Annotated in this window: 23 protein-coding genes; 14 read left to right on the forward strand and 9 right to left on the reverse strand. The window is 45.6% G+C overall.

Features of this window, described 5'->3' with window-relative positions:
- Nucleotides 1-106: 106 nt before the first annotated feature.
- Nucleotides 107-2,728, reverse strand: coding sequence for a DNA mismatch repair protein MutS (gene mutS / locus F0261_RS10655; protein ID WP_171337953.1), 2,622 nt, complete (start codon nt 2,726-2,728; stop codon nt 107-109).
- 142 nt (nt 2,729-2,870) lie between these two features.
- Here mutS and F0261_RS10660 point away from each other — a divergent pair, with 142 nt between their 5' ends.
- The 4 genes from F0261_RS10660 to F0261_RS10675 all read left to right on the forward strand — a co-directional run bounded on the left by F0261_RS10660 (nt 2,871) and on the right by F0261_RS10675 (nt 6,895).
- Nucleotides 2,871-3,410 (forward strand): CinA family protein, encoded by a 540-nt coding sequence (locus F0261_RS10660; protein WP_171337938.1) that lies wholly within the window; start codon nt 2,871-2,873, stop codon nt 3,408-3,410.
- Nucleotides 3,411-3,530: 120 nt separating this feature from the next.
- Complete coding sequence (gene recA / locus F0261_RS10665; protein ID WP_171337939.1) at nt 3,531-4,577, forward strand: recombinase RecA; 1,047 nt, start codon at nt 3,531-3,533, stop codon at nt 4,575-4,577.
- Nucleotides 4,578-4,893: 316 nt separating this feature from the next.
- Nucleotides 4,894-5,715, forward strand: coding sequence for an ABC transporter ATP-binding protein (locus F0261_RS10670; protein WP_014978519.1), 822 nt, complete (start codon nt 4,894-4,896; stop codon nt 5,713-5,715).
- A complete protein-coding gene (locus F0261_RS10675) occupies nt 5,699-6,895 on the forward strand; it encodes an ABC transporter permease (protein ID WP_049585957.1) in 1,197 nt (398 codons plus the stop codon). The genes F0261_RS10670 and F0261_RS10675 overlap by 17 nt, the downstream gene beginning before the upstream one ends.
- A 152-nt stretch (nt 6,896-7,047) precedes the next feature.
- Here the strand turns inward: F0261_RS10675 and F0261_RS10680 are convergent, their stop codons facing one another.
- Nucleotides 7,048-7,365, reverse strand: coding sequence for an EscU/YscU/HrcU family type III secretion system export apparatus switch protein (locus F0261_RS10680; protein WP_014948509.1), 318 nt, complete (start codon nt 7,363-7,365; stop codon nt 7,048-7,050).
- Between the two features lie 11 nt (nt 7,366-7,376).
- Complete coding sequence (locus F0261_RS10685) at nt 7,377-9,974, reverse strand: flagellar hook-length control protein FliK (protein WP_171337940.1); 2,598 nt, start codon at nt 9,972-9,974, stop codon at nt 7,377-7,379.
- Between the two features lie 280 nt (nt 9,975-10,254).
- Here F0261_RS10685 and ccmA point away from each other — a divergent pair, with 280 nt between their 5' ends.
- The 10 genes from ccmA (at nt 10,255) to F0261_RS10735 (ending at nt 18,625) form a co-directional block, all read left to right on the forward strand.
- Nucleotides 10,255-10,878: a cytochrome c biogenesis heme-transporting ATPase CcmA gene (gene ccmA, locus F0261_RS10690; protein ID WP_014978522.1), complete on the forward strand. Its 624-nt coding sequence runs from the start codon at nt 10,255-10,257 to the stop codon at nt 10,876-10,878.
- Entirely contained in the window at nt 10,878-11,543 is a 666-nt protein-coding gene (ccmB, locus tag F0261_RS10695) for a heme exporter protein CcmB (RefSeq protein ID WP_014948512.1), read from the forward strand. Before ccmA ends, ccmB begins: the two co-directional genes overlap by 1 nt.
- Entirely contained in the window at nt 11,543-12,334 is a 792-nt protein-coding gene (locus tag F0261_RS10700) for a heme ABC transporter permease (protein ID WP_171337941.1), read from the forward strand. The genes ccmB and F0261_RS10700 overlap by 1 nt, the downstream gene beginning before the upstream one ends.
- A gap of 1 nt (nt 12,335) precedes the next feature.
- On the forward strand, nt 12,336-12,545 hold the full coding sequence (gene ccmD, locus F0261_RS10705; RefSeq protein WP_014975830.1) for a heme exporter protein CcmD: 210 nt from the start codon (nt 12,336-12,338) through the stop codon (nt 12,543-12,545).
- Between the two features lie 75 nt (nt 12,546-12,620).
- The gene (gene ccmE, locus F0261_RS10710; RefSeq protein ID WP_014975831.1) at nt 12,621-13,115 is read left to right on the forward strand and encodes a cytochrome c maturation protein CcmE; all 495 of its coding nucleotides are present in this window, start codon (nt 12,621-12,623) and stop codon (nt 13,113-13,115) included.
- Nucleotides 13,116-13,118: 3 nt separating this feature from the next.
- Entirely contained in the window at nt 13,119-15,176 is a 2,058-nt protein-coding gene (locus tag F0261_RS10715; RefSeq protein ID WP_171337942.1) for a heme lyase CcmF/NrfE family subunit, read from the forward strand.
- Nucleotides 15,176-15,877 (forward strand): redoxin family protein, encoded by a 702-nt coding sequence (locus F0261_RS10720; RefSeq protein WP_171337943.1) that lies wholly within the window; start codon nt 15,176-15,178, stop codon nt 15,875-15,877. Before F0261_RS10715 ends, F0261_RS10720 begins: the two co-directional genes overlap by 1 nt.
- A complete protein-coding gene (locus F0261_RS10725; RefSeq protein WP_014978527.1) occupies nt 15,874-16,371 on the forward strand; it encodes a cytochrome c-type biogenesis protein in 498 nt (165 codons plus the stop codon). The genes F0261_RS10720 and F0261_RS10725 overlap by 4 nt, the downstream gene beginning before the upstream one ends.
- On the forward strand, nt 16,368-17,678 hold the full coding sequence (gene ccmI / locus F0261_RS10730; RefSeq protein WP_171337944.1) for a c-type cytochrome biogenesis protein CcmI: 1,311 nt from the start codon (nt 16,368-16,370) through the stop codon (nt 17,676-17,678). The genes F0261_RS10725 and ccmI overlap by 4 nt, the downstream gene beginning before the upstream one ends.
- A gap of 2 nt (nt 17,679-17,680) precedes the next feature.
- Nucleotides 17,681-18,625 (forward strand): VacJ family lipoprotein, encoded by a 945-nt coding sequence (locus F0261_RS10735; protein ID WP_171337945.1) that lies wholly within the window; start codon nt 17,681-17,683, stop codon nt 18,623-18,625.
- Nucleotides 18,626-18,810: 185 nt separating this feature from the next.
- On the opposite strand, the gene galE is transcribed toward F0261_RS10735, so the two are convergent.
- The 6 genes from galE to F0261_RS10765 all read right to left on the reverse strand — a co-directional run bounded on the left by galE (nt 18,811) and on the right by F0261_RS10765 (nt 24,552).
- Nucleotides 18,811-19,833 (reverse strand): UDP-glucose 4-epimerase GalE, encoded by a 1,023-nt coding sequence (gene galE, locus F0261_RS10740; RefSeq protein WP_171337946.1) that lies wholly within the window; start codon nt 19,831-19,833, stop codon nt 18,811-18,813.
- A complete protein-coding gene (locus F0261_RS10745) occupies nt 19,830-20,132 on the reverse strand; it encodes a DUF6170 family protein (RefSeq protein ID WP_171337947.1) in 303 nt (100 codons plus the stop codon). Before F0261_RS10745 ends, galE begins: the two co-directional genes overlap by 4 nt.
- Nucleotides 20,133-20,232: 100 nt before the next feature.
- On the reverse strand, nt 20,233-21,753 hold the full coding sequence (locus tag F0261_RS10750; protein ID WP_014997538.1) for a peptide MFS transporter: 1,521 nt from the start codon (nt 21,751-21,753) through the stop codon (nt 20,233-20,235).
- Nucleotides 21,754-21,970: 217 nt separating this feature from the next.
- Nucleotides 21,971-23,089, reverse strand: coding sequence for a capsule biosynthesis protein (locus tag F0261_RS10755; protein WP_171337948.1), 1,119 nt, complete (start codon nt 23,087-23,089; stop codon nt 21,971-21,973).
- A 12-nt stretch (nt 23,090-23,101) separates the two neighbouring features.
- A complete protein-coding gene (locus tag F0261_RS10760; protein ID WP_014948525.1) occupies nt 23,102-23,776 on the reverse strand; it encodes an ABC transporter ATP-binding protein in 675 nt (224 codons plus the stop codon).
- A complete protein-coding gene (locus tag F0261_RS10765; protein WP_014978534.1) occupies nt 23,773-24,552 on the reverse strand; it encodes an ABC transporter permease in 780 nt (259 codons plus the stop codon). Before F0261_RS10765 ends, F0261_RS10760 begins: the two co-directional genes overlap by 4 nt.

Raw genomic sequence — 24,552 nt, forward strand, 5'->3', positions numbered from 1 at the left:
ACAAAACCAGCTACACTTTGGACGGGGCGATAGTATACGCAAATTCATGTGGGCAGACAATCAATTTGCCCACATGATGCGCAATTTATACGCGCTTAAGCTTGCTTTAAGATTGGCTCAGGCGCTTAAGTGTGTAGATAAGGTCTAGCGCTTGGCGCGGTGATAGCTCATCGGGTGACAAGTTTTCAAGGGCTTCTACTACCGGGTGCGGCTTATCAGGGAACAGCATTTCAGCTTGGCCTTTGGTATTTGGTGTAGCTTTAACTGATGCGCTTGTTTTATTTACACCTTTTACCGAGCTCTTCGCTACAACAGCCTCATCGCTGGCTTTCTCTGATCCATCTTCCGTGCTGGTCATAAGGTGTGATGATTCCAACACCGCAAGCTTCTGTTGCGCCGCTTTTATTACCGCCTTAGGTACGCCTGCAAGTTGGGCAACTTGTAAACCAAAGCTTTTGCTCGCCGCGCCTTCTGATACGGTATGCATGAAGCGTATGGTATCTTCAAACTCCATCGCATCTAAGTGCACATTCACTACGCCGCTTTGCGTTTCTGGAAGTTCAGTAAGTTCGAAATAATGCGTGGCAAAAAGCGTATAAGCATTTAGCTGTTTTGCCAAATAACTCGCGCATGCCCACGCCAGAGACAATCCATCATAAGTACTGGTGCCACGGCCTATTTCATCCATTAATACCAGAGAGTTTTCTGTGGCATTGTTTAGAATGTTCGCCGTCTCTGTCATCTCAACCATAAAGGTAGAACGACCTGAGGCTAAGTCATCTGATGCGCCTATACGGGTAAAGATGCGATCAAGCTTTCCTATGTGGGCATTTTCTGCAGGTACAAAACTGCCAATACAGGCCAACAGGGCAATCAGCGCGGTTTGGCGCATATAGGTTGATTTACCGCCCATGTTCGGGCCAGTAATAATCAGCATGCGGCGCTCGGTATCTAGCTGAAGCGGGTTGGCAATGAAGGGGTCTTTCATTACATTCTCAACCACAGGGTGGCGACCGGCATCATAAGTAAGCGCACATTCTTGACTCAAATGAGGTCGATACCAATCAAGGGAGACTGCGCGTTCGGCAAAACAGCACAGCACATCTAATTTGGCTAGAGCCGCGGCAGTTTCAATTAAGTTGTTTAAGTGTGGCGCAAAGTTGTCGAATAAGGCTTCGTAAAGCTGCTTTTCAAGAGCAAGTGCAGCACCCTGACTGCTTAGCACTTTATCTTCGTGCTCTTTAAGTTCTGGCGTTATATAACGTTCAGTGTTTTTAAGGGTTTGTCTTCGAATATATTCAGCAGGCGCTAATGCACTGTTGGCCCGGCTAATTTCAATAAAGAACCCGTGAACTTTGTTATAGCCCACTTTTAGCGTAGAAATGCCGGTGCGCTCGCGCTCACGTTGTTCCATAGCGTCTAAGTAGTCGGTAGCTCCTTGTGATAGCTTACGCAATTCATCAAGTTCGGCGTTGTAGCCCTCGGCAATCACGCCGCCATCGCGTATTACCACTGGCGGGTTATCAATAATGGCATCATTTAACAGGGCTTGAAGCTCAGGGTAAGTGCCAATGGTTTCGCTAATACTTCTGATTTGGCCTGTGTCGAACCGCGCTAAGGCATCTTGTAAGTCAGGCAGCGCATTAAACGCATTTTTTAGGCGAGCAAAGTCCCGTGGCCGCGCTGAACGAAGGGCTAAGCGCGCCATAATACGTTCTATATCACCAATGTGCTTTAACGCGGTGCGAATATCTTCAGGGTCATCATTAATAAACGTTTCAACAGCATCTAAGCGGCTGTGCAGTTCATGCTGATCAGTTAAAGGCGAGTGAATAACACGCTGTAGCATACGACTACCCATGGCCGTAGTGGTGGTATCCATCACGCTAAACAGCGTATTTTCCTGTCCGCCCGACAAATTATGGGTAAGTTCTAGGTTTCTGCGGGTGGCAGCATCAAGCTGAACGCGGCTGTCTTGCTGTTCGGTCTGAATGCGGCGAATGTGAGGCAGAGCAGTACGCTGGGTATCCTTTACATATTGTAAAACGCAGCCCGCCGCACCTAAGCCTTTAGTGACGCCTTTTATTCCAAAGCCATCTAATGTTTTGGTTTCAAACTGTGCGTTTAATTGCTCTGTGGCGGTATCAATGTCGAATTCCCATTCAGGACGGCGTCTAAGTCCTTTGCGGTTTTCAACCAATGCTAAGCTTTCAAATCCTTCAGGATAGAGTAGTTCAGCTGGGTTAATGCGCTGAATTTCAGCAAGTAGGCTTTCATCGCTGTCACATTCAAACACAACAAAACGACCGCTTGTAACATCTAGGGTTGCCAGCCCATAGTGCATACTGTGACCACAAACGGCGGCCAGAATATTGTCGCGACGTTCTTCTAACAGCGCTTCGTCGGTGACTGTACCGGGCGTAACAATGCGTTGTACTGCGCGTTCAACAGGGCCTTTACTGGTGGCTGGGTCGCCTACCTGTTCACAAATGGCTACTGACTCGCCCATTTTCACTAAGCGTGACAGATAGCTTTCTACCGCATGATAAGGCACACCAGCCATAGGAATAGGTTCACCACCAGATTTTCCTCTGGCTGTTAATGAAATATCCAGTAATTCAGCAGCTTTTTTTGCATCGTCGTAAAACAACTCATAAAAGTCGCCCATGCGATAAAACAGTAAAATATTCGGATGCTGCGCCTTAATAGTCAGGTATTGGCGCATCATAGGAGTATGTGATTCCAAAAATGCCTCTGCGAATTTGTTGCTGGGTTTAATGCCTGTTGAGGGGAATAAATGATAAACTCACGCCCACTAAGATCAAGCGAAGATCTGATAAAGCACAACAGGTGTAATTAGGTATATCCAAATGAGCACAACATTTTCAACTGATTCGACAGCAAACGCCACCCCTTTAACGCTTGATAGTGCATTATCTGCGCAAGTTCAGGTGTTAGGCGACGCACTAAGGGAAAAAGGTTGGACTGTATCAAGCGCTGAGTCGTGTACAGGCGGAGGAGTCGCTTTTGCTTTTACCAGTGTGGCTGGCAGCTCTGATTGGTTTAACCAATCCTGGGTGACGTACTCAAACGACGCAAAGCAAAGCATACTGGGCGTAACAGAGCAGACGCTAAAAGAGTACGGCGCGGTGTCGAAGCAAACGGTAATTGAAATGGCAGACGGCGTGCGCTGTAATAGCGGAGCGCAACTTGTTGTAACGGTTAGTGGCATTGCCGGTCCTGGCGGTGGTAGCGACGCAAAACCGGTGGGCACTGTGTGGTTTGGCTTTTTGTGTGGGGAGCACGAAGCGCAAATTAAACAGGTGTTTAGCGGCAATCGCGACGAAGTACGTCAACACGCTATTAGCTTTGCGATTACTCACTTAGTTAAAATGTTGAGTGAAAATTAAAAACACTGGTTGAAACTGTATGCTTGTACAGTATAGAATATGATCATTATTTGGTAGTTTTATACAAGATATGGAAAACGCCAATACAGAATTTAACCGCAAATCCTAGAGGATACATACGTGGACGATAACAAATCAAAAGCTTTAACCGCCGCAGTTGGCCAAATTGAAAAGCAATTTGGTAAAGGCGCTATCATGCGTTTAGGCGATAACCAAGCCATGGATATTGAAGCGATTTCTACTGGCTCACTTACCATTGATATCGCTCTAGGTATAGGCGGTTTGCCATGTGGACGTGTTGTTGAAATCTACGGGCCAGAATCATCAGGTAAAACCACGCTAACACTTCAAGTTATTGCTGAAGCGCAGCGCAAGGGTAAAACCTGTGCTTTCGTTGATGCTGAACACGCACTAGACCCGGTATATGCTGAAAAACTTGGCGTAAACATCGACGAACTATTGGTATCTCAGCCCGATACTGGTGAGCAAGCGCTAGAAATTTGCGACATGCTTGTACGTTCAGGTGCGGTAGATGTTGTTATTGTTGACTCGGTAGCGGCGCTTACACCTAAAGCAGAAATTGAAGGTGACATGGGTGATTCTCACGTCGGTCTTCAGGCGCGTCTAATGTCGCAAGCGTTGCGTAAGCTTACTGCAAACATCAAGCGTTCAAATACACTGTGTATCTTCATTAACCAAATTCGTATGAAGATTGGTGTTATGTTTGGTAACCCAGAAACTACAACCGGTGGTAACGCGCTTAAGTTCTACTCTTCTGTTCGTCTAGACATTCGCCGTATTGGTGCGGTTAAAGAAGGCGACGAGGTAGTCGGTAACGAAACTCGCGTTAAGGTAGTGAAGAACAAAGTTGCACCTCCGTTTAAGCAAGCTGAATTTATGATCCGCTACGGCGAAGGTATCAGCAAAGAAGCTGAGCTTATCGACCTTGGTGTTAAGCAAAAGCTAGTTGATAAAGCGGGTGCTTGGTATAGCTACAAGGGTGACCGCATTGGTCAAGGTAAAGCGAACGTAATGAAGTTCTTGAAAGAGAACCCTGAGATCGCAAACGAGATTGAAACCAAGATCCGCCAAGAACTTTTGCTTTCTAAAACAATGAAAGTAGAGGAAGCGGTACCTCAGCAAGAAGACGATGTGCTTCCTGAGTAAAATTAGCGCTTAACCGCATATTAAAAACCCACCGCTAGGTGGGTTTTTTTATGGCTTCATCAAAGGGTATATTAAGAAATATTTACTAACACTTAATGCAAGGCTGAAACTTGTACAACAAATAAAAACAAGGAATGCTGTAATAAATATTTGTAAGTACAGACTACTAGGATGCAATGGCCACTACTGCCAAAGCTGGTTAGTACGCTAAAACAATTTTAAACAAATAGAACGGCATAATTTGCGGCTACAGCAAAGCAAGCCTACAACAAGAATGAACGGTGCTACTGTTCACACGTGAGAAGAGGGAAGGGAAATGATTGAAATATCAGGCCTTGCTAAGCGTTTTGAGGTGGAGAACCCGAAAAAGCTTAGTGAACAGGAAAAAAAGGACCCGCGATTAAAAGGACGCTATTTCCAGTCGGTAAGGGATGTGTCGTTTACTTGCGAAAAAGGACAGGTACTTGGGCTGTTAGGGCCAAATGGAGCTGGCAAAACAACCACACTTCGCATGCTTTCAACAGCACTAAAGCCTGATAGCGGAAAAGTTATCATTGGTGGTGAGGATGTGCTTTCTAACCCTAATATTGCCCGTAAAAAAATTGGCTTTTTATCTAGCTCAACGGGCCTTTATGGTCGTTTGAGTGGCCGAGAGAATATTAGCTACTTCGGTGAGTTGCACGGTATTCCAAAAAATGTGATTAACGCGCGTATTGAAGAGTTAGCTGATTTACTCGATATGCAAACCTTCCTTGATAGACGTGCCGAGAATTTCTCATCAGGGATGAAGCAAAAAGTTTCTATTGCTCGCGCTGTTATACACGAGCCTGAACTAGTGGTGCTTGATGAGCCTACTACCGGCCTTGATATTATGGCAACGAGTACCGTGATGGAATTTATTCAGCGCCTTAAAGATAAAGGTACCCCGGTTATTTTCTCTACTCACCACCTTGATGAGGTGCAAACCCTTTGCGACAAGGTGACCGTGATTAACCAAGGTGAAACGGTATTTAACGATTCGCTAGCTGCCTTTAGCGCTTTGTCTGGTAATGACGGGGCTGGCGGGCAAATGCATAAGAGCTTCCTAAAAACACTATCAATGGATTCTGAGGAGATGGGTAATGTGGTTAATCTTTAAAAAGGAATTCAAAGAACTATTACGGGATAAGAAAACCATCATATTCATGATTGGTCTACCGCTTTTATTATTCCCAGCTATTTTCGGTGTCGCGTTCTTTTTCATGAGTTCAGCGGCGGATAAAGCGGAAAATAAAATACTGAAATACGCGATAGTGGGTGAAGCTTACGCGCCAGCAATTGTTCAGTCTTTTAACGACGCATCAGATAAATTCGAATCGGTTGCGATTGGCGATGAGACTGACTACGCTAAACTCATCAAAAACGAAACATTAGATTTTGTTTTGGTTATTCCCGAAACCTTTGATAGCGATGTTTTGCGTTCAGGTCAGCATAACATTGAGCTTTATCTCAACGATGCTGGTCTAAATAAGGTGATGGGGCGCGTATCCGACATCATTGATGAATACACCGATGCATTCCAACAAACCGCTTTTGCGCAGCTTAATCTAGATGAAACTCAGCAAGAGGCCTTGCTAAAGCCAATCAAGATAGAAAAGCAAAATGTCGCCGACGATCGCGAAGTGTGGGGTGAACGCTTAGGCGGTATGCTGCCATATTTCATCTTCATCTTGTGCCTTCAAGGCGCTATGGCCCCAGCGGCTGACTTAGGTGCCGGTGAGAAAGAGCGGGGTACATTAGAAACACTACTTATATCGCCGATGGACCGTCATAAGCTGGTACTGGGTAAATTCTTTACTATCGCTACTGCGGGGATAATTACTGCGCTTATTACGGTTTCTTCCATGGCTATATGGGGACTGGTGTTATCGCAAGGCATGGCCGTTGAGTTTGTGGTTAAGATCATGTCGATGATTGGTCTTGTGGACTTCCTGCTGATCTTTCTAATGTTGGTGCCAGTGGTGGCAGTTTTCGCCGCTATTCTACTATCACTTTCAATTTATGCTCGCTCGTTTAAAGAGGCGCAAAGCTACATGGGGTCGTTAATTATGGTGGTTATTTTCCCTGTAATTATAGCCATGATGCCGGGTGTAGAGCTTAAAGGCGGCTGGGTTTGGGTACCGCTGACTAACGTTGCCCTAGCGATGAAAGAGCTGTTCAAAGGTACCATGGACTACTTTGCACTCTTTGGCATATTCACGTCTACCGCAGTTATTGCAACCGGACTGATTTTCTTCTGTATCCATTGGTTTAACAAGGAAAAGGTCCTGTTTAGATAACAAAACTGCTTACCTAGCACCATGTGGATGTTTAGCATCTTTGTAATAAGCCTGCTAAAAGTGGGCTTATTCTTTGTGGCATCAAGGTTTTTTACAAGGTGGACAATTTAACACTCGAAGTGCAGGTTCAATACGCTTTAGTTTTGTGTTTACTACACTTCAAAGTCGATACGCTTGATAATTCCCTCCCAACCAGGAGGGATTTTTCCTTGAAGGACATAAGAATAGGCCAGCAACTCGGCAATTACATAATACAGCGATTCAGGGATATCTTGCCCCACATCAAGGGTAGCAAGGACTTCGCTTAAGTATGGGTCTTCGTGAATTAATATCCCGGTTTCTTCAGCCATGGCTATGATGGCTTCCGCCAAATCTCCATAGCCTTTCGCAACCACTTTAGGTGCGTTTTTCTTATCGCCGCCGTCATATTTTAGGCCGATGGCGCGTTTTGTCTTTTGCGAATCAGTCATAAACGCTTTATCTAAACCCTAGTTTCAAAGATTTGATGAGGACGCGAATTTAATGTGTTCGGAATGTGGCCTCGCTGGTAGCTGGTGTTTTCAACAACCAGGCCGAGCGAAGTAAGACGTTTTTGCAAATAGGGTAGGGTATCGCCAATGCGCCTAAGTACTTCATCGTTGGATGCATATAAGTCTAACGTAATGGTGCTTTTATCAATTTTTGATTTTGCCAACACTTGTCCGCTGTCACCAATGTCCAGCTTCATCGTGATATTCCAAAGAGAACGTTGGCCTGCTTGTGCGTGCTTATTGTCTTGGCCACCCAGCTCTCGTTTTATCAAGAGTTCTGGTGGACTTTGATGTTGTGAAAGTGATGGCAATATATAATAGAAACTATCTTGCCCTTGAATACGGCTATCTACATTAGCAATTTTGTTTTGCTGGTGGCTACTTAGCAGCGTTTTAAGTTGAGAAAGCAGCTGTTGTCTGCCGTCTAACTGGTTCATGTCTTGGCTAACGCGACTTGGTTGAGTCGTTACCCCCATATTCGCTAACGTTTTTGAAACGATAGAGTCAGGCGCATCTATTTGCGTTTTTAAGCCAGGCTGACGCTGCATGGCACGCCCCGCTAGTGCTAATTGAACTAAGGCGACCAGCCCTTGAACGAAGCTGGAAGCGTTTACGGGTGAGGTTAAGTTTATTGGTGTGGTAACCAGCGCCTGTGAGGATATAAGCTGCTGCAAGCGTTGCGACAATCCTTGCTCGTTCATATCGGGCGCTAGTTTTTTCGCGCCGTTTTTTACATCGCCGACAGCGCCTACGTTCTCACCAGTTACACTTTCGTTTGTTTTTGAGCCGGTTAGACTGGTGGGGCTATCTGAAACCACTGGTGGTATCTCTGCGCCTTTACCTTGTGTAGCCGCTAGTTGCGCAGCAATATTACTCAGTAAGCTATTCGATAAACCTTTGGCCTGTGTGCTTAATGCTTGTGCGAGAGAGGCAAATGACACAAGAGAAGGCTTACTTCCACTGCCTTTTCCTTGCGTGCCAATAGTCTCGGGTGACATGGTATCTTTTCCGTCAGTCAGAGACGCTTTTGCCGTTGCTAGCAGTTGTTCACTGGAAGGCTTAGGCGGGCCGATAAACGCTCCATTAGATATTTTGAGTTGCGAAGGTTTCGCGTTGAGTGCATCAAGACCTTTTAGGTGCTGCAAAATTTTATCAAAATGCTGGGCTCCATGTGCTTGAGAAGCGCCGCTGCCGGGCGGTAACTTTCCATTCTCAACAATAGCAACGAGTTGGCTTAATGCTTGGCTGGTACTGCCTGTTTGGCTCAATAATACCCGAGAAAGTGTACTAATTGCGTTGTGTACATCCGTTCCTTTAAGCGATGTGGGAGCCGCTGCTTTTAGGTTTGTAATGGATGAAGAGGCTTCGAGCGAGCTATTTCCCGTGACGGCATCGAGCCCTTTCGCCGTCACTTTTGGTAATTGTGTAAGGTTAAGTTTATTTACCTGCTCCAGATTCAAAGTTGGAGCCGAAAGGGAAGGGGCCTTGCTCTGCGGTAAACTTATTTGTAATAACGCGCTTTGTTGCGCAGTGCGAATCGAGAGTTTGCTACCCGTTAAGGTTAAAGCAGAAAGCACTTTTAACGCGTTAGTGTCAGCATCAGAACCTTTTAACATCGCGTTAAGTTGTGGCGGGTTACTCAAGTTATGCTCAACAGCAACGCCGCCTTGCTTAAGAGCACTGGAAATTAGCTGTTGCTGTAAGTTGGTACTTACATTTTTATGGGTTATAGCGGCGAAATTATTGTGGTTGGCTCTTGGGGCAGCGCTTCCATTGGAAAAACCTTGAGAGATTTGCAAAGCGATTCCACCGCTGCTTGCTCGGCTTAGTCCTATAACGACCTGCTGGCCGACCAGCTTTTGAAGCGCTGCTTTCGCCGTGCTATCCAGCTTTTCAGTGTTTATGTCTGTAAGGGGAACATCCACGTTTTTAGCCGTGGTGAGAATGAGCTGCCCGAAGCTTTTATTTTTTGTAGAAATAGACAGCTGACCCTTAAGCGTAACGGCGGCGTTATTTGCAGCAAGCGCTTGTGCCACGGCTTTCAGTAATTCAGCTTTATCGGGCGCTGACAATGACGCGCCTTGTTGAAACAAACTTGTAGAAAGGAGTATTGCAGACTGAGCGCTTAACTGACTCTGAGAAGCATTTTGAACACTTTTCGTTTCTGGGTTTGAGATCTGGTCTGAAGTTTGGGGCAGAAGAGCAATTTGCGCATTATGAATAGCGTGTTTGGAGAGTTTAGCGCTAACTTCTGCGGGTAAGGCAACGTGCAATACTTGGGCGACCGACGGCGCTAAATTTGACGATCCATTACTCGATGTCATCGTTATCGATAGCACTCGTTCAGGCAAGCGTTCAACTATCACTTTCGCCGCATTGTCTAAAACGGTAGCCTGCGAAAGCGCAGCGTTGGCAATCAGAGGCGTTGCTCCTCGACTCGATCCTTGAGTAGCGGCATCTGTAGACGATAAAGCGGCCGAGACAGGCGACGTCGGGCCAGTTGTTTGATTTAGAGCGGCTGCCAATAGAGATGATAGTGGTGTTGTCATAATTGAGATATCGGCAATGTCGCGCTTTTCCTTACTTATTTGAGTATAGCAAAGCTCTGTTTGGCAGTTTCGTTATTGACCAGTTGATAAGATGAAGCAAAAGAATTCATCCTTTAGGCGGAGGGATAACACTTACTCACGACGGATGGCTCTCAGGAAAAATACCTTTGTCATTGAAGTAAATCATATTTAATTGGAATTCGCGACTGCGAAAAAGCGTTCATGTGGTAGACTAGCGCCATTTTTTAGAACCTCTTTTTAAGGTTGGAGTAGCCAGGTAGTGTTAGAGGCGCGCGGATTAACCTGCAGCAAACGAGACAGAACCCTTTTTGAAGGGCTTTCACTGGTTGTCGAACCCGGTGAGTTGCTGTATTTACGCGGTCCTAACGGTGCAGGGAAAACCAGCTTGCTGCGCATTTTAACAGGACTGAGTTCACCTGATTCAGGTGCAGTATTGTACAACGGCATGGACATTTCAGCGGACAAGACAGGTTATTACCAAGACCTTTTTTATCTTGGCCATAAAAGCGGAACTAACGGCAGTCTCTCTGCCCTAGACAATCTATCGTTCTGGCTAGCTCAACATAATGTATCGGTGCCTGTTAACACGATTTTTGATGTATTAGAGAAAGTGGGATTAGTTGGACTTGAAGATGTACCCGTAAGGTATTTATCGGCCGGTCAACAGCGTCGTGTGGCGCTATCGAGACTGTGGCTAAAGCCAGCAAAGGTGTGGATACTGGACGAACCGTTTACAGCGCTTGATGTAAAAGGGGTTCACATGCTTGAAAAAAGTATGAAAGAGCACGTTGGTCGCGGTGGTCTCATCATTACTACTTCGCATCAACACCTATCAGAAACTGCAGGGGAAAACCGTGTATTCGATTTGGAGTACCGTTTTTAATGTCACTTTACCAAGGAATTTTTAAGCGCGACATGCAGGTTGCGTTCAAGCAAAAAGCAGAATTAGTGCAACCTCTGATGTTTTTGCTTATGGTGGTGACCTTATTTCCCTTAGGCGTTAGTCCGTCTCCCGACACCCTTCAACGCATTGGACCAGGGGTAATATGGATTGCGGCAATTTTGTCATCGCTCATGGCGATGGAAAGGCTGTTTCGCGATGATTTTCAAGACGGGTCGCTAGAGCAGTACATGTTATCTGGTATGCCATTACCAGCGGTGAGTGCGGTAAAAGTGGCTGCCCATTGGCTGGTTAGCTTTGTACCATTATTGCTGTTGTCTCCGCTACTCGCCATGTTTTTGAATTTAACGGTCGATATGTATATCGCCCTTGTTTTAACCTTGATATTGGGGACGCCGTTACTTTCCTTAATTGGTGCCATTGCAGTAGGGCTTACCGTTGGATTGCAAAAAGGTGGAGTGCTGTTGGCACTGCTACTTATCCCTGTCTTTATTCCGTTACTGATATTTGCCACGTCGGCTGTGGATTCTGCCGCACTGCAATTACCTTATCATGCGCAACTTGCTATTATTGCCGCCATGCTTTTATTGGCTGCGGCATTGGCACCGTTTGCCATCGCATATTCTTTAAAAGTGAGTCAAAACTAATGTGGAAGTGGTTACATCCCTACGCAAAAACAGAGCGAGCCTATCAGCTTTGTTTAACTTTACAGCCTTGGTTTTGGGTTGGCGCTCTAGCGTGTTTAAGCGTAGGCACCGTGTGGGGGCTGGCCTTTGCGCCTCAAGATTATCAGCAGGGCGATTCATTTAGAATCATCTATATCCATGTACCTAGCGCCATTTTGTCTATGGGCACCTATGTGGCCATGGCGATTGCGGCCTTGGTGGGTATGGTTTGGCAGTGGCGCACCGCTTATATGAGCATGATTGCTATGGCGCCTATCGGCGCAGTAATGACGTTTATTGCTTTGTTCACCGGCGCCGCTTGGGGTAAGCCAATGTGGGGCGCTTGGTGGGTGTGGGACGCACGCCTAACTTCAGAGCTTATTCTGCTTTTCTTGTACATAGGTGTGATTGCGCTCTATGGTGCGTTTGAAGATAAGCAACAGGCGGGCAAAGCCGCAGGCGTAATGGCGCTTGTAGGTGTAGTAAATATCCCCATTATTCACTACTCGGTAGAGTGGTGGAATACGTTGCATCAAGGGGCGACTATCAGTAAATTCGACAACCCTTCGATTGCCCCTGAAATGCTGTGGCCGTTGTTAATTAACCTGCTGGGCTTCGCTTTTTTTATTGGGGCTGTGACCACTGTACGATTACGTAATGAGATTGTGCTTAGAGAAATGCACCGACCTTGGGTACAAGCGCTAGCAATGAATAAAGCATTAAATCAACAACCTGGTGATGCGGCTACTGCTAGTTTAAAAGAGGGCAGTTAAGATGCAGTTTGAATCCTTTGCCGATTTTTTAAATATGGGAGGCTATGCATTTTATGTATGGCTTTCGTTTGGCGTTACGTTCTTAGCAATGGGCATTATCGCTATTCAGAGTTTTAGTAAACATCGCGACCTTTTAAAGCAGGTAGTGGTGGAAAAAGAACGCAAAGCGCGTATTAAAAAAGCGCGACAGCAACAGCAAGACAACACCTAAGTGTTAATGTGAAAAGTGAACTTAGCATTCATTTGCGTTTTTATTGTTTATTAGTTTTTTCGAAGTGAGAGTTGCATGAACCCGAGACGAAAGCAGCGACTAGCCGTAGTGGGAATTATCGGTTTTTTAATAGTAAGTGCAATTGGATTGATGCTTTACGCGCTTAACGACAGTATTGACCTTTTCTATACGCCAAGCGAAATCATTGAAGGTAAAAACGGCCAGAAACCGCAGGTTGGCCAGCGTCTTCGTATAGGCGGTATGGTGGTACCTGGCAGTGTGAAAAGGGATCAAGAAAGCTTAGCGGTGAGCTTTGACCTTATCGATACTGGCCCAACGGTGACTGTGACTTACACCGGCATCCTTCCTGATTTATTCCGCGAAGGCCAAGGCATTGTAGCAACCGGAGTGCTCACTGGTGCAAGCAGCATTAAAGCGCAGGAAGTACTAGCGAAGCACGATGAAGAGTACATGCCGCCTGAGCTAGCTGAAAAAATGAAAGGCATTAAGCACGTTAAACCTGAAAATATGCCTTCCTACGAGTCGACTACCGGCAGCGGAGGCAAGTAAATAATGGTGCCAGAGATTGGAAATATTGCGCTGACGCTTGCGCTAGTGCTCTCTATATTATTGGCCGTTTATCCGCTATGGGGGGCTCACCGTCAGCACGAAGCGTTAATGGCAACCGCCAAACCACTGGCAATCGGCTTATTTACCTTCACGCTTATCGCCTATGTATGCTTAACCTATGCCTTTGTGACTGACGATTTCAGTGTGGCCTATGTTGCACAGCACTCAAATAGTCGACTTCCCATTTATTATAAAATTACCGCTGTGTGGGGCGGCCACGAAGGCTCATTTCTGCTGTGGGTGCTGATGCTTTCTATATGGACAGTAGCAGTGGCGATATTCAGCAAGGGTATTCCTCTTGCTATGGTCGCACGGGTGCTGTCGGTATTGGGAATGGTGGGCATCGGTTTTTACTTATTCATGCTGCTTACCTCAAACCCGTTTAACAGCATGCTGCCATTTTTCCCGGTCGATGGGCGAGATCTTAATCCGCTGCTGCAAGATTTTGGCATGATCATTCACCCGCCTATGCTTTATATGGGTTATGTTGGCTTTTCTGTCGCGTTTGCTTTTGCAATTTCAGCATTAATTTCAGGCCAGCTAGACTCAACGTGGGCACGCTGGTCAAGGCCCTGGGTCATTTCTGCCTGGGCGTTTCTTACCGTGGGTATTGCGCTGGGTAGCTGGTGGGCGTATTACGAACTTGGCTGGGGTGGCTGGTGGTTCTGGGATCCAGTAGAAAACGCCTCTTTCATGCCTTGGTTGGTCGGTACTGCGCTAATGCACTCGCTAGCTGTAACCGAAAAGCGAAAGGCGTTTAAGTCGTGGACCGTACTGCTGGCTATTGCCGCATTTAGTTTGAGTTTACTTGGCACCTTCTTAGTACGTTCAGGGGTGATTGTTTCGGTACACTCGTTTGCAAGCGATCCTACCCGAGGCTTATTTATACTGGGAATATTGATTGTACTTAGTGGCTTCGGCTTGCTGCTTTACGCTATGCGTGCTGCTTCACTTAAAAGCCCAGGCCGCTATCAAGCGTTTTCCCGTGAAGTGTTGTTAATGGGGAATAATGTCTTCTTGTGCGCAGCAACACTGGTTGTGTTGTTGGGTACCCTACTGCCACTCGTACACAAAGAGTTAGGCCTAGGCAGTATTTCGGTAGGCGCTCCGTTCTTCAATCAAATGTTCACGTTATTGATTGTGCCATTCGTACTAATGCTAGGTCTTGGCCCGCTTACGCGCTGGAAACAGCAAAAAGCCAGGGAATTACAAAAACAGCTATTAATCGCTGGCGGTATTGCGCTAAGTGCAGGTGTGTTAGTGAACTTTGCCTATGATGAACCAACCTATATGGGCGTTTTAGGTATGGTGTTAGTGTTTTGGATCCTAGTCACTACGGTGCAAGAGGTGATGCAGCGTCTATCGGCAATGCCATCAAGTAACAGTGACGATGCTTTGGTACTAGCTAAACTTCGCAAGCTTACGCCAAGTCACTGGGGAATGGTGCTGGGCCATGTTGGCTTCGCCATTTGCATTATCGGTATTACCCTTGTTTCAAACTACGAAATGGAGCGCGATGTTCGCATGGACACTGGCGATACCGTTTCTCTTGGCGGCTATGACTTTAGCTTTAGGGATGTCGTCAAAGTTCAAGGTCCGAACTATGAGGCGGACAAAGGCGTATTCGACGTTTATCAAAACGGTGAATTAATCGCGCACCTAGAGCCTGAGAAACGTTTGTATATCGTACAGCGTATGCCGATGACTGAGGCCGCTATTCACTCAAATCTCGCAAGGGATTTGTTTATCGCTATGGGTGAGCCTTTGGACAATGGTGCATGGGCCATCCGTATTTACATTAAACCGTTTGTTATCTGGCTATGGGCTGGCGCGGTAGTAATGGCGATAGGCGGTATCTTTTCTATTAGCGACAAACGTTACCGCATGGCTAAGGTTAAGAAGATAAAACGTGTATTTGGTGGGAAAAGTGAGAACGACGCAGAGCAATCTCATGGTCAAGTATCCACTCCATCAAATACGTCAGTGAAAGGAGGCGCATAATGAAAAAAGCACCACTCGTTGCTATTCCGTTAGTATTGTTTTCTTTGCTGGTCATTTTTCTGTTTAAAGGGCTTTTTTCTGACCCCAGAGAGTTAGATTCTCAGGTTCAGGATAAGACGCTACCTGCATTCTCACTGCCAGACCTGATGAAACCAGAGGTGACCTATACACCTGAAGATTTAAAAGGCAAGGTAACCATATTAAATGTATGGGGTGTATGGTGCGTGACCTGCGCTGTTGAGATGCCGTACCTTACTCAGCTAAAGAACGAACAAAACGTCCACATTGTAGGATTGTATTTTGATCAGGACTTAGACCCAGACTTTGGCACAAAAACACTGAGCCGTGTTCAGCAAGAAGTTACCGACATGCTCAGCCGTTACGGTAACCCTTACGCGTATAATATTTTTGATGTCTATCGCGATACGTCGCTCGACCTTGGCGTAACAGGAGCGCCAGAACACTTTGTTATCGACGCTGAAGGCATTATTCGTATGCACCACATAGGCGATATTAACGAGCGTGTTTGGAACTCCAAAGTTGGCCCGCTATATAACAAGTTGGTGGCAGAAGCATCTGGCAAAACAGGCAATGGCAAAAAGGTAGATGTAGATGCAGTTATGGCCTCAGAGCCTACATTGTCGAACACGCTTAATGAAAAGAATAATCAGAGCTCCGCAAGTGCACAGGGAAGGGAATGATTATGTTATTAACTACCTCTCTCCACAGATTCGCAAACGCTAGAGCCATCGCGCTTAACGTTTTTGCACTGCTGTTTGTGTTTAGCGCTTTTTCAGTAAGTGCAGCTGAAGATAAGTTTTCTTTCGACACGCCAGCTCAGCGTGAAAGCTTTTTAAAACTTACCGCCGAATTACGTTGCCCTATGTGTCAAAACCAGAATATTGCTGATAGCGATGCCATGATTGCTCACGACATGCGCCGAAAAGTGTACGCGTTACTAAAGCAAGGCAAAACAGAGCAAGAAGTGATTGATTTTATGAAGTCACGCTATGGCGATTTTGTGCATTATCAACCGCCAGTTACAGCTGCGACTTTGTGGCTTTGGGCTGGCCCTGTTTTGTTTATTTTTATTGCCCTAATTGTGGTGATTCGCCGCAAATCGGTAACACCACCGGAAGATATGGCCGCTAAGTTAGCTAAAGCAGATGAAATGTTGGAGCGAGAGAAAGAATGAGTTGGTCTGAGTTTTATATTATTGTTTCAGGCTTAATTACGCTTGTTCTACTAATTGTCGCTTTCCCATGGCTGCGTAATAAAAATCACGCAAAACAAGACAGTTTAAGCAATACGCAAATTGTTAAGCAGCGTCTTGCGGAGCTTGACCGCGAAGTGCAAGAAGGGCTCATTAGTGAGCACGATAAGCGCCAAGCTGTTGATGAACTCAAGCTTGCGCTGGTAGATGAAAGCGCATTTCAATCTCATAAAACGGGTAATGCAAAACTTCCGCTCGCGATTGGCGCCGTGCTTGCGATAGCCTGTGGAGTGATTGTATATGCGCAGGTAAACCAAATGGATCGTGTTACCCAGGCAAGCCAAGCTATTGAAGCGCTGCCCGAATTGAGTCAACAGCTTGCCAGCGGTAATGCGAATAACCTGACCCAACAAGACATTGCTAGTCTTGCTCTTGCTATACGCCAGCGTTTGAGAGAAGAGCCCGAAGACGACACGGGATGGATGTATTTTGGCAGATTGATGCTGAGTATTGGTCAAGAAGTGCAGGCCATTGAAGCTATTGATAAAGCGGTGAGTTTGGCGCCGTCTAATTCAGCTAATCGCATTACGCTTGCTCAAGCCTTGATGACCACAGGGGATGTCAACAACTTGGAACGTGCGCAATCTATCTTGTTGGGCTTGCTAAACGACAATCCAGCGAATGATAATCTTGCGCTGATGATGGCGGTGGTCTCTGCTCAGCTTGGCGATCTTGAAAATACTCAGCGTTTTTATAAGCAAGTTGAAGGTAAGTTACCAGCAGATAGCGACATGGCGCAGCGTTTAGTTGCGCGTATAAAAGAGCTACAAGGGAATACCAGTGCAATGGCAGCGCTACAAAATACAGCTGCTGAAATTACTGATACATCAACAGCGCAAAATGCCAGTAGCGAAGCGAAAAATGCTAGTAGCGAAGCGCAAACCGGCTTTAATATTACGGTAAATTTATCTGACGACGCTAGCACTAAAGCGCCTAAAGATGGTTTCTTGATAGTGTTCGCTCAAGATGCGAACTCTAACAACAAAATGCCTGCTGCTGTGGTTAAACTGCCGATAGATGACTTCCCCGTATCCGTTACTCTAACCACAGAGAACGCAATGATGCCACAATTCACGCTGGCCACACTTTCTGATGTGATGGTTACCGCAAGACTATCCAAAGATGGTAATGTGGCAGTTTCAAAAGGCGAATGGCAAGGTAGTGTGAGTGCAAGCGTTACTGCCAACGAAATATCTTCACTAAGCGTTATTATTGATAAGGAATTATAAGTATGGAACTGTCTAAATCACTCGCAACCGGGTTGATTATTGCCGCAAGTCTTTTAGGTGGCTGTGCGAGTAACCATACTCAAGATCAGGCTCAAGCCTATTCTCAAGACGCTGGGTCGAACCAGGCTGTAGTGGATACTTCAGACCCCCGCGACCCGTTCGAGCCGGTTAACCGTGAAATCTGGGATTTTAACTGGGATGTGTTGGATGCCTACATCTTACGCCCTATAACCGTTACCTACGTGACTGTGATGCCTCAGCCTGCGAGAACTGGTTTGGTGAACATCACGGACAACCTACAAGAGCCTGCGAACTTTTTGAATAATATGTTTCAAGGCAAGGTTGATGATGGATTAGATAGCTTGGCTCGTTTTTTAATTAACACCACAGTAGGGTTAGTTGGCACGTTTGATGTCGCGTCAAAAATTGGCATTGAGCGTAAACGGGAGCAGTTTGGTGAAACTCTGGCTGTGTGGGGATTAGATACTGGGCCTTTCTTAATGCTGCCCTTTTTAGGCCCAAGCGATCCGCGAAGCTTCACAGGGGATTATGTTGACGGTTTTGCGTTTCCAATGTCGTTACTCGAAGGGTCTGTAAACTTAGCGCGTATTGGCATTTCGGTACTTGAAACACGAGCTCAATTACTTGATCAAGAGGCGCAGCTTGAGCAGTCTGTTGATGACTATGCTTTTGTGAAAAATGCTTACTTTGAAAACTTGGAGTTTCGCGTTACCGACGGTAAAAGCGGCGATAAAGCCATTGATGATGAGCAGCTAGATGACTTTGCTGATTTTGAAGCAATGTTGGAAGGCAATGACTTTGATAGCTATGAAGAAACGTCGGAAGAAGGTGTTGATGAGTCGACAGATTCAGAAGATTCGTCAGTTGATGACAGTGAGAAAGCTAAGCTAAAAGAAAAAGACGCCAAGTCGGAAGACGGCAAATAGAGAAAGAGTAATAAATAAAACGATGTTGGATAAAGTTCGGGGCAGGGTTTAGTTATTATTATCTAATCTCACCTTCAACGTCACTCCAGCCATATATGCGCCGCATAAAAAAAGCCATGCTCAACAGCATGGCTTTTTAGTTCTAGGTATGTGAACAGACCTATCGGCAGCGTTCAAATGCAAAACTAGTCCTTTGGATAGCCCATCGGGTTTTGTGACTGCCAGTTCCATGTGTCGGCACACATGTCTTCCAAGCCTTTTTCTGCATGCCAGTTAAGCTCTGTAGCAGCTTTTGTTGGGTCGGCATAACAGGCTGCCACATCGCCGCTTCTACGCGGTGCAATCTTATAAGATACGGTTCTACCCGAGCCTTTTTCGAAAGCTTTGATCATTTCGATGACTGAATAGCCCTGACCTGTACCCAGATTGTATTTGTCTAAGCCCATGTTAAGGTTTAAACGATCAAGTGCTTTCAAGTGACCATTGGCAAGGTCAACAACATGGATATAGTCGCGAACGCCTGTGCCATCAACGGTATCGTAGTCGTCACCGAACACGCTTAGCTGCTCTAGCTTACCGGTAGCAACCTGAGAGATATAAGGCATTAAGTTGTTCGGAATACCGTTCGGATCTTCACCGATCTGGCCAGATTCGTGTGCGCCAACGGGATTGAAGTAGCGAAGCAATACAATGTTCCACTCGTTGTCCGATACGTAAAGATCGCTAAGTATGTGCTCAACCATAAGCTTCGACATACCATAAGGGTTTGTCGGGTGGCCAGTGGCCATATCTTCACGTAGCGGTAGCGATGCTGGATCGCCGTAAACCGTTGCAGATGAGCTAAACACAATATTCTTTACATTGTGCTTCTGCATAGCTTTACATAGCGTTAGCGTGCCGTACACGTTGTTTTCATAGTATGAAAGTGGCTTTTGCACAGACTCGCCGACGGCTTTTAAACCGGCAAAGTGAATAACGGCATAAATGTTATGCTCGCTGAATATGTCATCTAACACGGCGGTATCGCGAATGTCACCTTGAACAAAAGTAACCGACTTGCCTGTTAACGCTTCTACGCGACGAAGTGATTCAGCACTTGCGTTTGCAAGGTTATCCAGCACTACAACACCGTAGTTTTGTTCAAGTAACTGTAAAACTGTGTGACTACCTATATAGCCTGCACCACCAGTGACTAAGATGGTCTTCATGCATTCTCCTTGCTAGACGGTTGCGCAATGTATTTAGCGCAGATGGAATTTTGAATAGGTTTTACAACCAATGGATAAACTAAAAATACCACAAAAGCCCACAGTATCGAGGTCCAATTTGACGCGGTTTGAAGAATAAATGCGAATACAGGGACAATGACGAGTAACTTTAGCACATTCAGTAAAGTCTTCTCAGGGACAGATAGCCGCTTTGCGGCCTGATCAAGCAACTTAACGCGCTCTGTCAGTGGAAGACCTTTTAAGGCAGGAATGTCTCTGGTAGAAAAATAAAACTTCATAGGTTTATGCAAATGCCCTTAATAAAAAACCGCCGGAACGTTACGTTGCGGCGGTTATTGTAGGGTAATTGGTCAGCACTTAAAACATGCTAACAATAAATTACGCTTTTTGTTCAATACCTGCTTTTTCCCAGAAACGAGATTTAAAGCTCATTAAACCAATCACGATGGCAATGGCAATGCTAAATAGGGCAATTTGAAGGTACAGGTCTGGCATCTGCTCTACGTTTTCTGGGTCGAAGTTACCTGAAAGTAAGCCAGCAATGATGTTACCAATAGAGTAAGTCAGAACGAATACCCCCATCATTTGCCCTGCGAAACGCTTAGGCGATAGCTTACTTACTGCACTTAGTGCAACAGGGCTCAGGCACAGCTCACCAACAGTGTGTAAGAAGTAAGTGGTAACAAGCCACATAGGCGCAACTTTAAGGCCTTGTGCAGCATATTGAGACGCCATAAACATTACCAAGAAGCCCGACGCCATAATAACGATACCAATGGCACACTTAATTGTGTACGACGGGTCGATCATTCGTTTCGCAAGGTTAATCCAAAGAGCAGCGAAGAAAGGCGACAAAATAATGATAAATAGCGAGTTTGAAAGCTGGAACCATACCGTTGGGATAGCGTCCATCCCAAACCAAGAGGTAAGTAGCGAGCCGCTTTCAAGTACGCGGTCGGTGTAGTTCTGTGCGAATAGGTTTAGTGAAGAACCAGCCTGTTCGAAACCAGACCAGAAACATGCTGAAGCAACACACACTAAGAACAGCGCCCACATGCGCTTTTTCTCATTGTCGCTTAGCTGGCCTTTGAAATAAATAAAACCAAAGTAAAGGAAGAAGATTGCGGTAAAGACGATGGCAACTTGTTGAGCAAGGGCAACTGGCTCAATAACGATAGTGCCCATGTGTGCAAGCACAATTACCACAACAGCAAGGGCAATCACTGCCCATACGCCCATCCATGCGCGCTGTTTAGCCGCACCTTGATATGGGTTTGCAGGAGCAACAGAATCAGCCGATAACGAACGGTTGCTGAAGTAATATTGAATTAGGCCGATTGCCATACCGATGGCAGCTGCACCAAATGCATAGTGCCAGCCCCAGTTTTCCTGTAAATAACCGGTAACTAGGTAGGCGATGAGTGAACCGATGTTAATGCCCATGTAATAAAGCGCATAACCACTATCACGACGGCCGTCGTCGTCGCCATATTGCTGGCCAACCATCGCAGAAATGTTAGGTTTTAGTAAGCCAGTACCCGAAGCAACAAGGATAAGGCCGACGAAGAAAAGGTTTTGCAAGTCTATGGCAAGTACCACGTGGCCTGCGAAGATGATAATACCGCCATACCATACGGCGTTTTTACCACCGATTAATCGGTCAGCTAACCATCCACCTGGTAAGCCTAGAAAATATACTGCACCTGTGTATAGGCCGTAGATTGCGCCAGCGGTTGCAACGGTAAAACCTAAGCCTTGTGTCTGTAAGCTCGCGGTCATGAAAAGAACAAGTAGCGCGCGCATACCGTAGTAACTCATGCGCTCCCACATTTCTGTAAAGAATAGCGTTCTTAGGCCCCCTGGATGGCCGAAAAAGCTAGTATCGTTAGATGGTTTCATAATTATATTTTAATTCCATATTGCTTATGGTTGTTATTGTAGAGCACTTATAGGATAGGCTCTTTGATAGTCGTCCGTAAGGCGGATAGCTTCTTATACTAGAGCTTGCTTAAAGACACAAGATTTGGGCGATAAACTTCATTAAAGCGCTGTCAATCGACTAAGTCTTGAGCGACTTAGTCGATTAAACTGTCGGCTTGCTAAACAGATGAAGGCACTAAAGCTCGCGGATAGTAGCTACCACGATTCGTACTATTCCGTAAATAAGCAGCAATGACACACCAAAAAGAACAAGGTTATAGATAACCGTGGGGTAAGCATTATCATCTGGAAGGGTAGGTGATTCTACGGTTACCAAGTGTTGCAGTTTTTGGTATGCCTCTACGCGCGCGTTTTCTAGCGTAATCAGCGATGAAGAGTACGCTTGAATAGCCAATTGAAGCTGCACCTGAAGGTTACTGTATTGCGCCATTAATTCACTGACTGACAGGGCTTCACTTTCTCCTTCAGCGGTACTAATGCGCTCTTTCTGCTTTTCGACTTCTTTTTGAAGTGCAGCTATTTCACGCTTAATGTTTATCACTTCAGGTGCGACGTTAGACATCATAGTGGACATGGTGCTTAGCTCAGCCTTTTTCTGGGCAAGGGTTGCTTCTAACGAAAAAGCAATCTGCTGAAACGCTGCACCTTCAGCAGTAGGATCAAGCACGTTGTATTTAGATTGAAAACCTAAAATTTCCGTTTTTGCTTGTTGAAGTTTTTGCTCAACGATTTCATGTTCACCTTTAGCAAAAGTGAGCTTTGATTTCGCCAAGTTGTTATTGATGTTGTTGATAAACTCTTCTGCCTTATCAACAATAGCCTGGTTGATTATTTGCGCATATTCCGCATCGAAAGCACGGGTTCGAAGACTAATTACGGAAGATGCCGAATCGACGCTTACCTCAATATGATCCAAGTAAAATTGGTAAAAGTCTTCTTGCTTATGAGAAGACGACAGGCCGCTAAACATATCGGCTTTGTCTGACATGTAATGATCTCGAAGGCCAATAGTCTCATCGAGATACTTAATCATATCTGCAGACTGAATATACGCTTCTACAAGCTGACTTTCCGTGCCGCCTGATGCACCAGAAACACCAGCTGCCATCAAGAGAGATGAGGGGTCGAAGCTACTGCCGCCGTCACTTGATTTTACAATAAGTTGGCTTTTACTTTCGTATTGAGGTGCAGCCCATAAAACAAGGTATAGGGCGTAAAGCACCCATGGAAGAACAAGCAACAGCATTTTGTGTTTGCTGAGAAGGGCATTGAGCTGTGTAAGAGATTTTTCCACTGTGATTTGAACCTATTTGAGTGATTTCTTATTGTCTGCATCCTGCGTATAAACGTCGATGCCTTCTTCGAGATCGTGATAATAAGTAAGTTTGCCTTCATCTATGATAACGGCAGACGTACAGAACTCGCGGATTTGGTCAAGTTCATGGCTAACCATAATAACGCCCGCTTGTTCACTTTTTTCTTTTAGCGATAAACGCGCTTTTTTTCTAAAAAGCGGATCGCCTACAGATGTCGCTTCATCGATAAGGTAAATATCAAAATTAATATTCATGCAGCACGCAAATACGAGTTTGGCGCGCATACCAGATGAGTAAGTTTTTACAGGAAGGTCGAAGCGTGCGCCGAGTTCGGCGAATTCTTGCACTTGCTCTTCGTATTCTGGAAGCGATTTGACGTTGTTAATTCGGCCCACAAAACGCGTATTTTCACGCCCTGTCATTTGCGGGTGTACACCTGTTTGAAGGGCAACCGGCCACGACATGGATTTATTCGTTAAAACTCGGCCTCTGTCAGGGTATTCGCTTTTTGCTAGCATCCGGAAAAGAGTCGACTTACCCGCGCCATTTTTACCCAAAATTGCGACGTTGTTTTCCGTAGGAAAATCAAAATTCAAATTTTTGAAAATATATTGAGGGCCCATTTTACTGGGGTAACTCTTTGTTAGATTCTCAATTCTTATCATCGAGACAACACCTTCTTCCATGTGATGTGATACATCGAAAGGCTTAGGAAGAGAAAAATTATAGTAATTTCAATTAGAAAGCCAAGGGATACGCCCTTTGTTCCATAGGATTCGAAACAAGCGTAACGGGCGAGTTCATTGAAGTGAACAAGAGGATTCCACGTTAAGTAAGGCCAATACTCTTCAGGCAGATCTTGAAGACTGAAAAAAACGCATGAAATAAACATTAATGGGCGGGTAAGCATTGATTTTATCTTATCCACTTCCGGCACGAATGCGGCAGCGATAGCAAAAATCATCCCTATGGATATTGAAAATACCCACAAAAGAAGAAACAGAGATATCAGCAGCAACGGGTCATTTACCGTAAAGGTCTCGCCCATCAGGTAAAGCGCAAGACATAGTAATGCGACAACCACTACCTTTACTGAAAACTCGAGGAAGCCCGCTGTGAGTATCGCTGAAATAGGTTGAACCTGTCTGAACGCATAGAGCGGCTTATTTCTGCGCACAGAAGTTGATACTGACTGGAGGCATGTAGTCAAAGACTGCAGGCCGACCATTCCGATCATCATAAACAGAAAAAGAGGAATAGAGTGGATATCATCGCCGCTGATCAGTCCACGAAGGTACGACAGCGCGAAAATAAAGGCGAAGGGCTCTAAAAATGCCCAGCCTAAGCCAAATTTATCGTTAAATTTACTTTGAAGCTCGCGCAGGAAAAGCGCGAATATCACGCCTCTCCATGCGTAGAGCTGGTCTTTAAACGTTACCAT

The organism is Alteromonas sp. 07-89-2, from assembly GCF_013113925.1.
GTDB lineage: Bacteria > Pseudomonadota > Gammaproteobacteria > Enterobacterales > Alteromonadaceae > Alteromonas > Alteromonas macleodii.

Excerpts from the sequence above, each read along its gene's own strand:
- F0261_RS10700 (WP_171337941.1), top strand. The coding sequence starts at position 11,543 with ATGTGGAAGTGGTTACATCCCTACGCAAAAACAGAGCGAGCCTATCAG.
- F0261_RS10760 (WP_014948525.1), bottom strand. The coding sequence starts at position 23,776 with ATGATAAGAATTGAGAATCTAACAAAGAGTTACCCCAGTAAAATGGGC.
- F0261_RS10765 (WP_014978534.1), bottom strand. The coding sequence starts at position 24,552 with ATGGTAACGTTTAAAGACCAGCTCTACGCATGGAGAGGCGTGATATTC.
- F0261_RS10725 (WP_014978527.1), top strand. The coding sequence starts at position 15,874 with ATGATTATGTTATTAACTACCTCTCTCCACAGATTCGCAAACGCTAGA.
- F0261_RS10680 (WP_014948509.1), bottom strand. The coding sequence starts at position 7,365 with ATGACTGATTCGCAAAAGACAAAACGCGCCATCGGCCTAAAATATGAC.
- ccmI (WP_171337944.1), top strand. The coding sequence starts at position 16,368 with ATGAGTTGGTCTGAGTTTTATATTATTGTTTCAGGCTTAATTACGCTT.
- F0261_RS10745 (WP_171337947.1), bottom strand. The coding sequence starts at position 20,132 with ATGAAGTTTTATTTTTCTACCAGAGACATTCCTGCCTTAAAAGGTCTT.
- F0261_RS10675 (WP_049585957.1), top strand. The coding sequence starts at position 5,699 with ATGTGGTTAATCTTTAAAAAGGAATTCAAAGAACTATTACGGGATAAG.
- F0261_RS10735 (WP_171337945.1), top strand. The coding sequence starts at position 17,681 with ATGGAACTGTCTAAATCACTCGCAACCGGGTTGATTATTGCCGCAAGT.
- ccmB (WP_014948512.1), top strand. The coding sequence starts at position 10,878 with ATGTCACTTTACCAAGGAATTTTTAAGCGCGACATGCAGGTTGCGTTC.
- galE (WP_171337946.1), bottom strand. The coding sequence starts at position 19,833 with ATGAAGACCATCTTAGTCACTGGTGGTGCAGGCTATATAGGTAGTCAC.
- F0261_RS10660 (WP_171337938.1), top strand. The coding sequence starts at position 2,871 with ATGAGCACAACATTTTCAACTGATTCGACAGCAAACGCCACCCCTTTA.
- F0261_RS10685 (WP_171337940.1), bottom strand. The coding sequence starts at position 9,974 with ATGACAACACCACTATCATCTCTATTGGCAGCCGCTCTAAATCAAACA.
- F0261_RS10715 (WP_171337942.1), top strand. The coding sequence starts at position 13,119 with ATGGTGCCAGAGATTGGAAATATTGCGCTGACGCTTGCGCTAGTGCTC.
- F0261_RS10750 (WP_014997538.1), bottom strand. The coding sequence starts at position 21,753 with ATGAAACCATCTAACGATACTAGCTTTTTCGGCCATCCAGGGGGCCTA.
- ccmE (WP_014975831.1), top strand. The coding sequence starts at position 12,621 with ATGAACCCGAGACGAAAGCAGCGACTAGCCGTAGTGGGAATTATCGGT.
- F0261_RS10720 (WP_171337943.1), top strand. The coding sequence starts at position 15,176 with ATGAAAAAAGCACCACTCGTTGCTATTCCGTTAGTATTGTTTTCTTTG.
- F0261_RS10670 (WP_014978519.1), top strand. The coding sequence starts at position 4,894 with ATGATTGAAATATCAGGCCTTGCTAAGCGTTTTGAGGTGGAGAACCCG.
- ccmD (WP_014975830.1), top strand. The coding sequence starts at position 12,336 with ATGCAGTTTGAATCCTTTGCCGATTTTTTAAATATGGGAGGCTATGCA.
- mutS (WP_171337953.1), bottom strand. The coding sequence starts at position 2,728 with ATGATGCGCCAATACCTGACTATTAAGGCGCAGCATCCGAATATTTTA.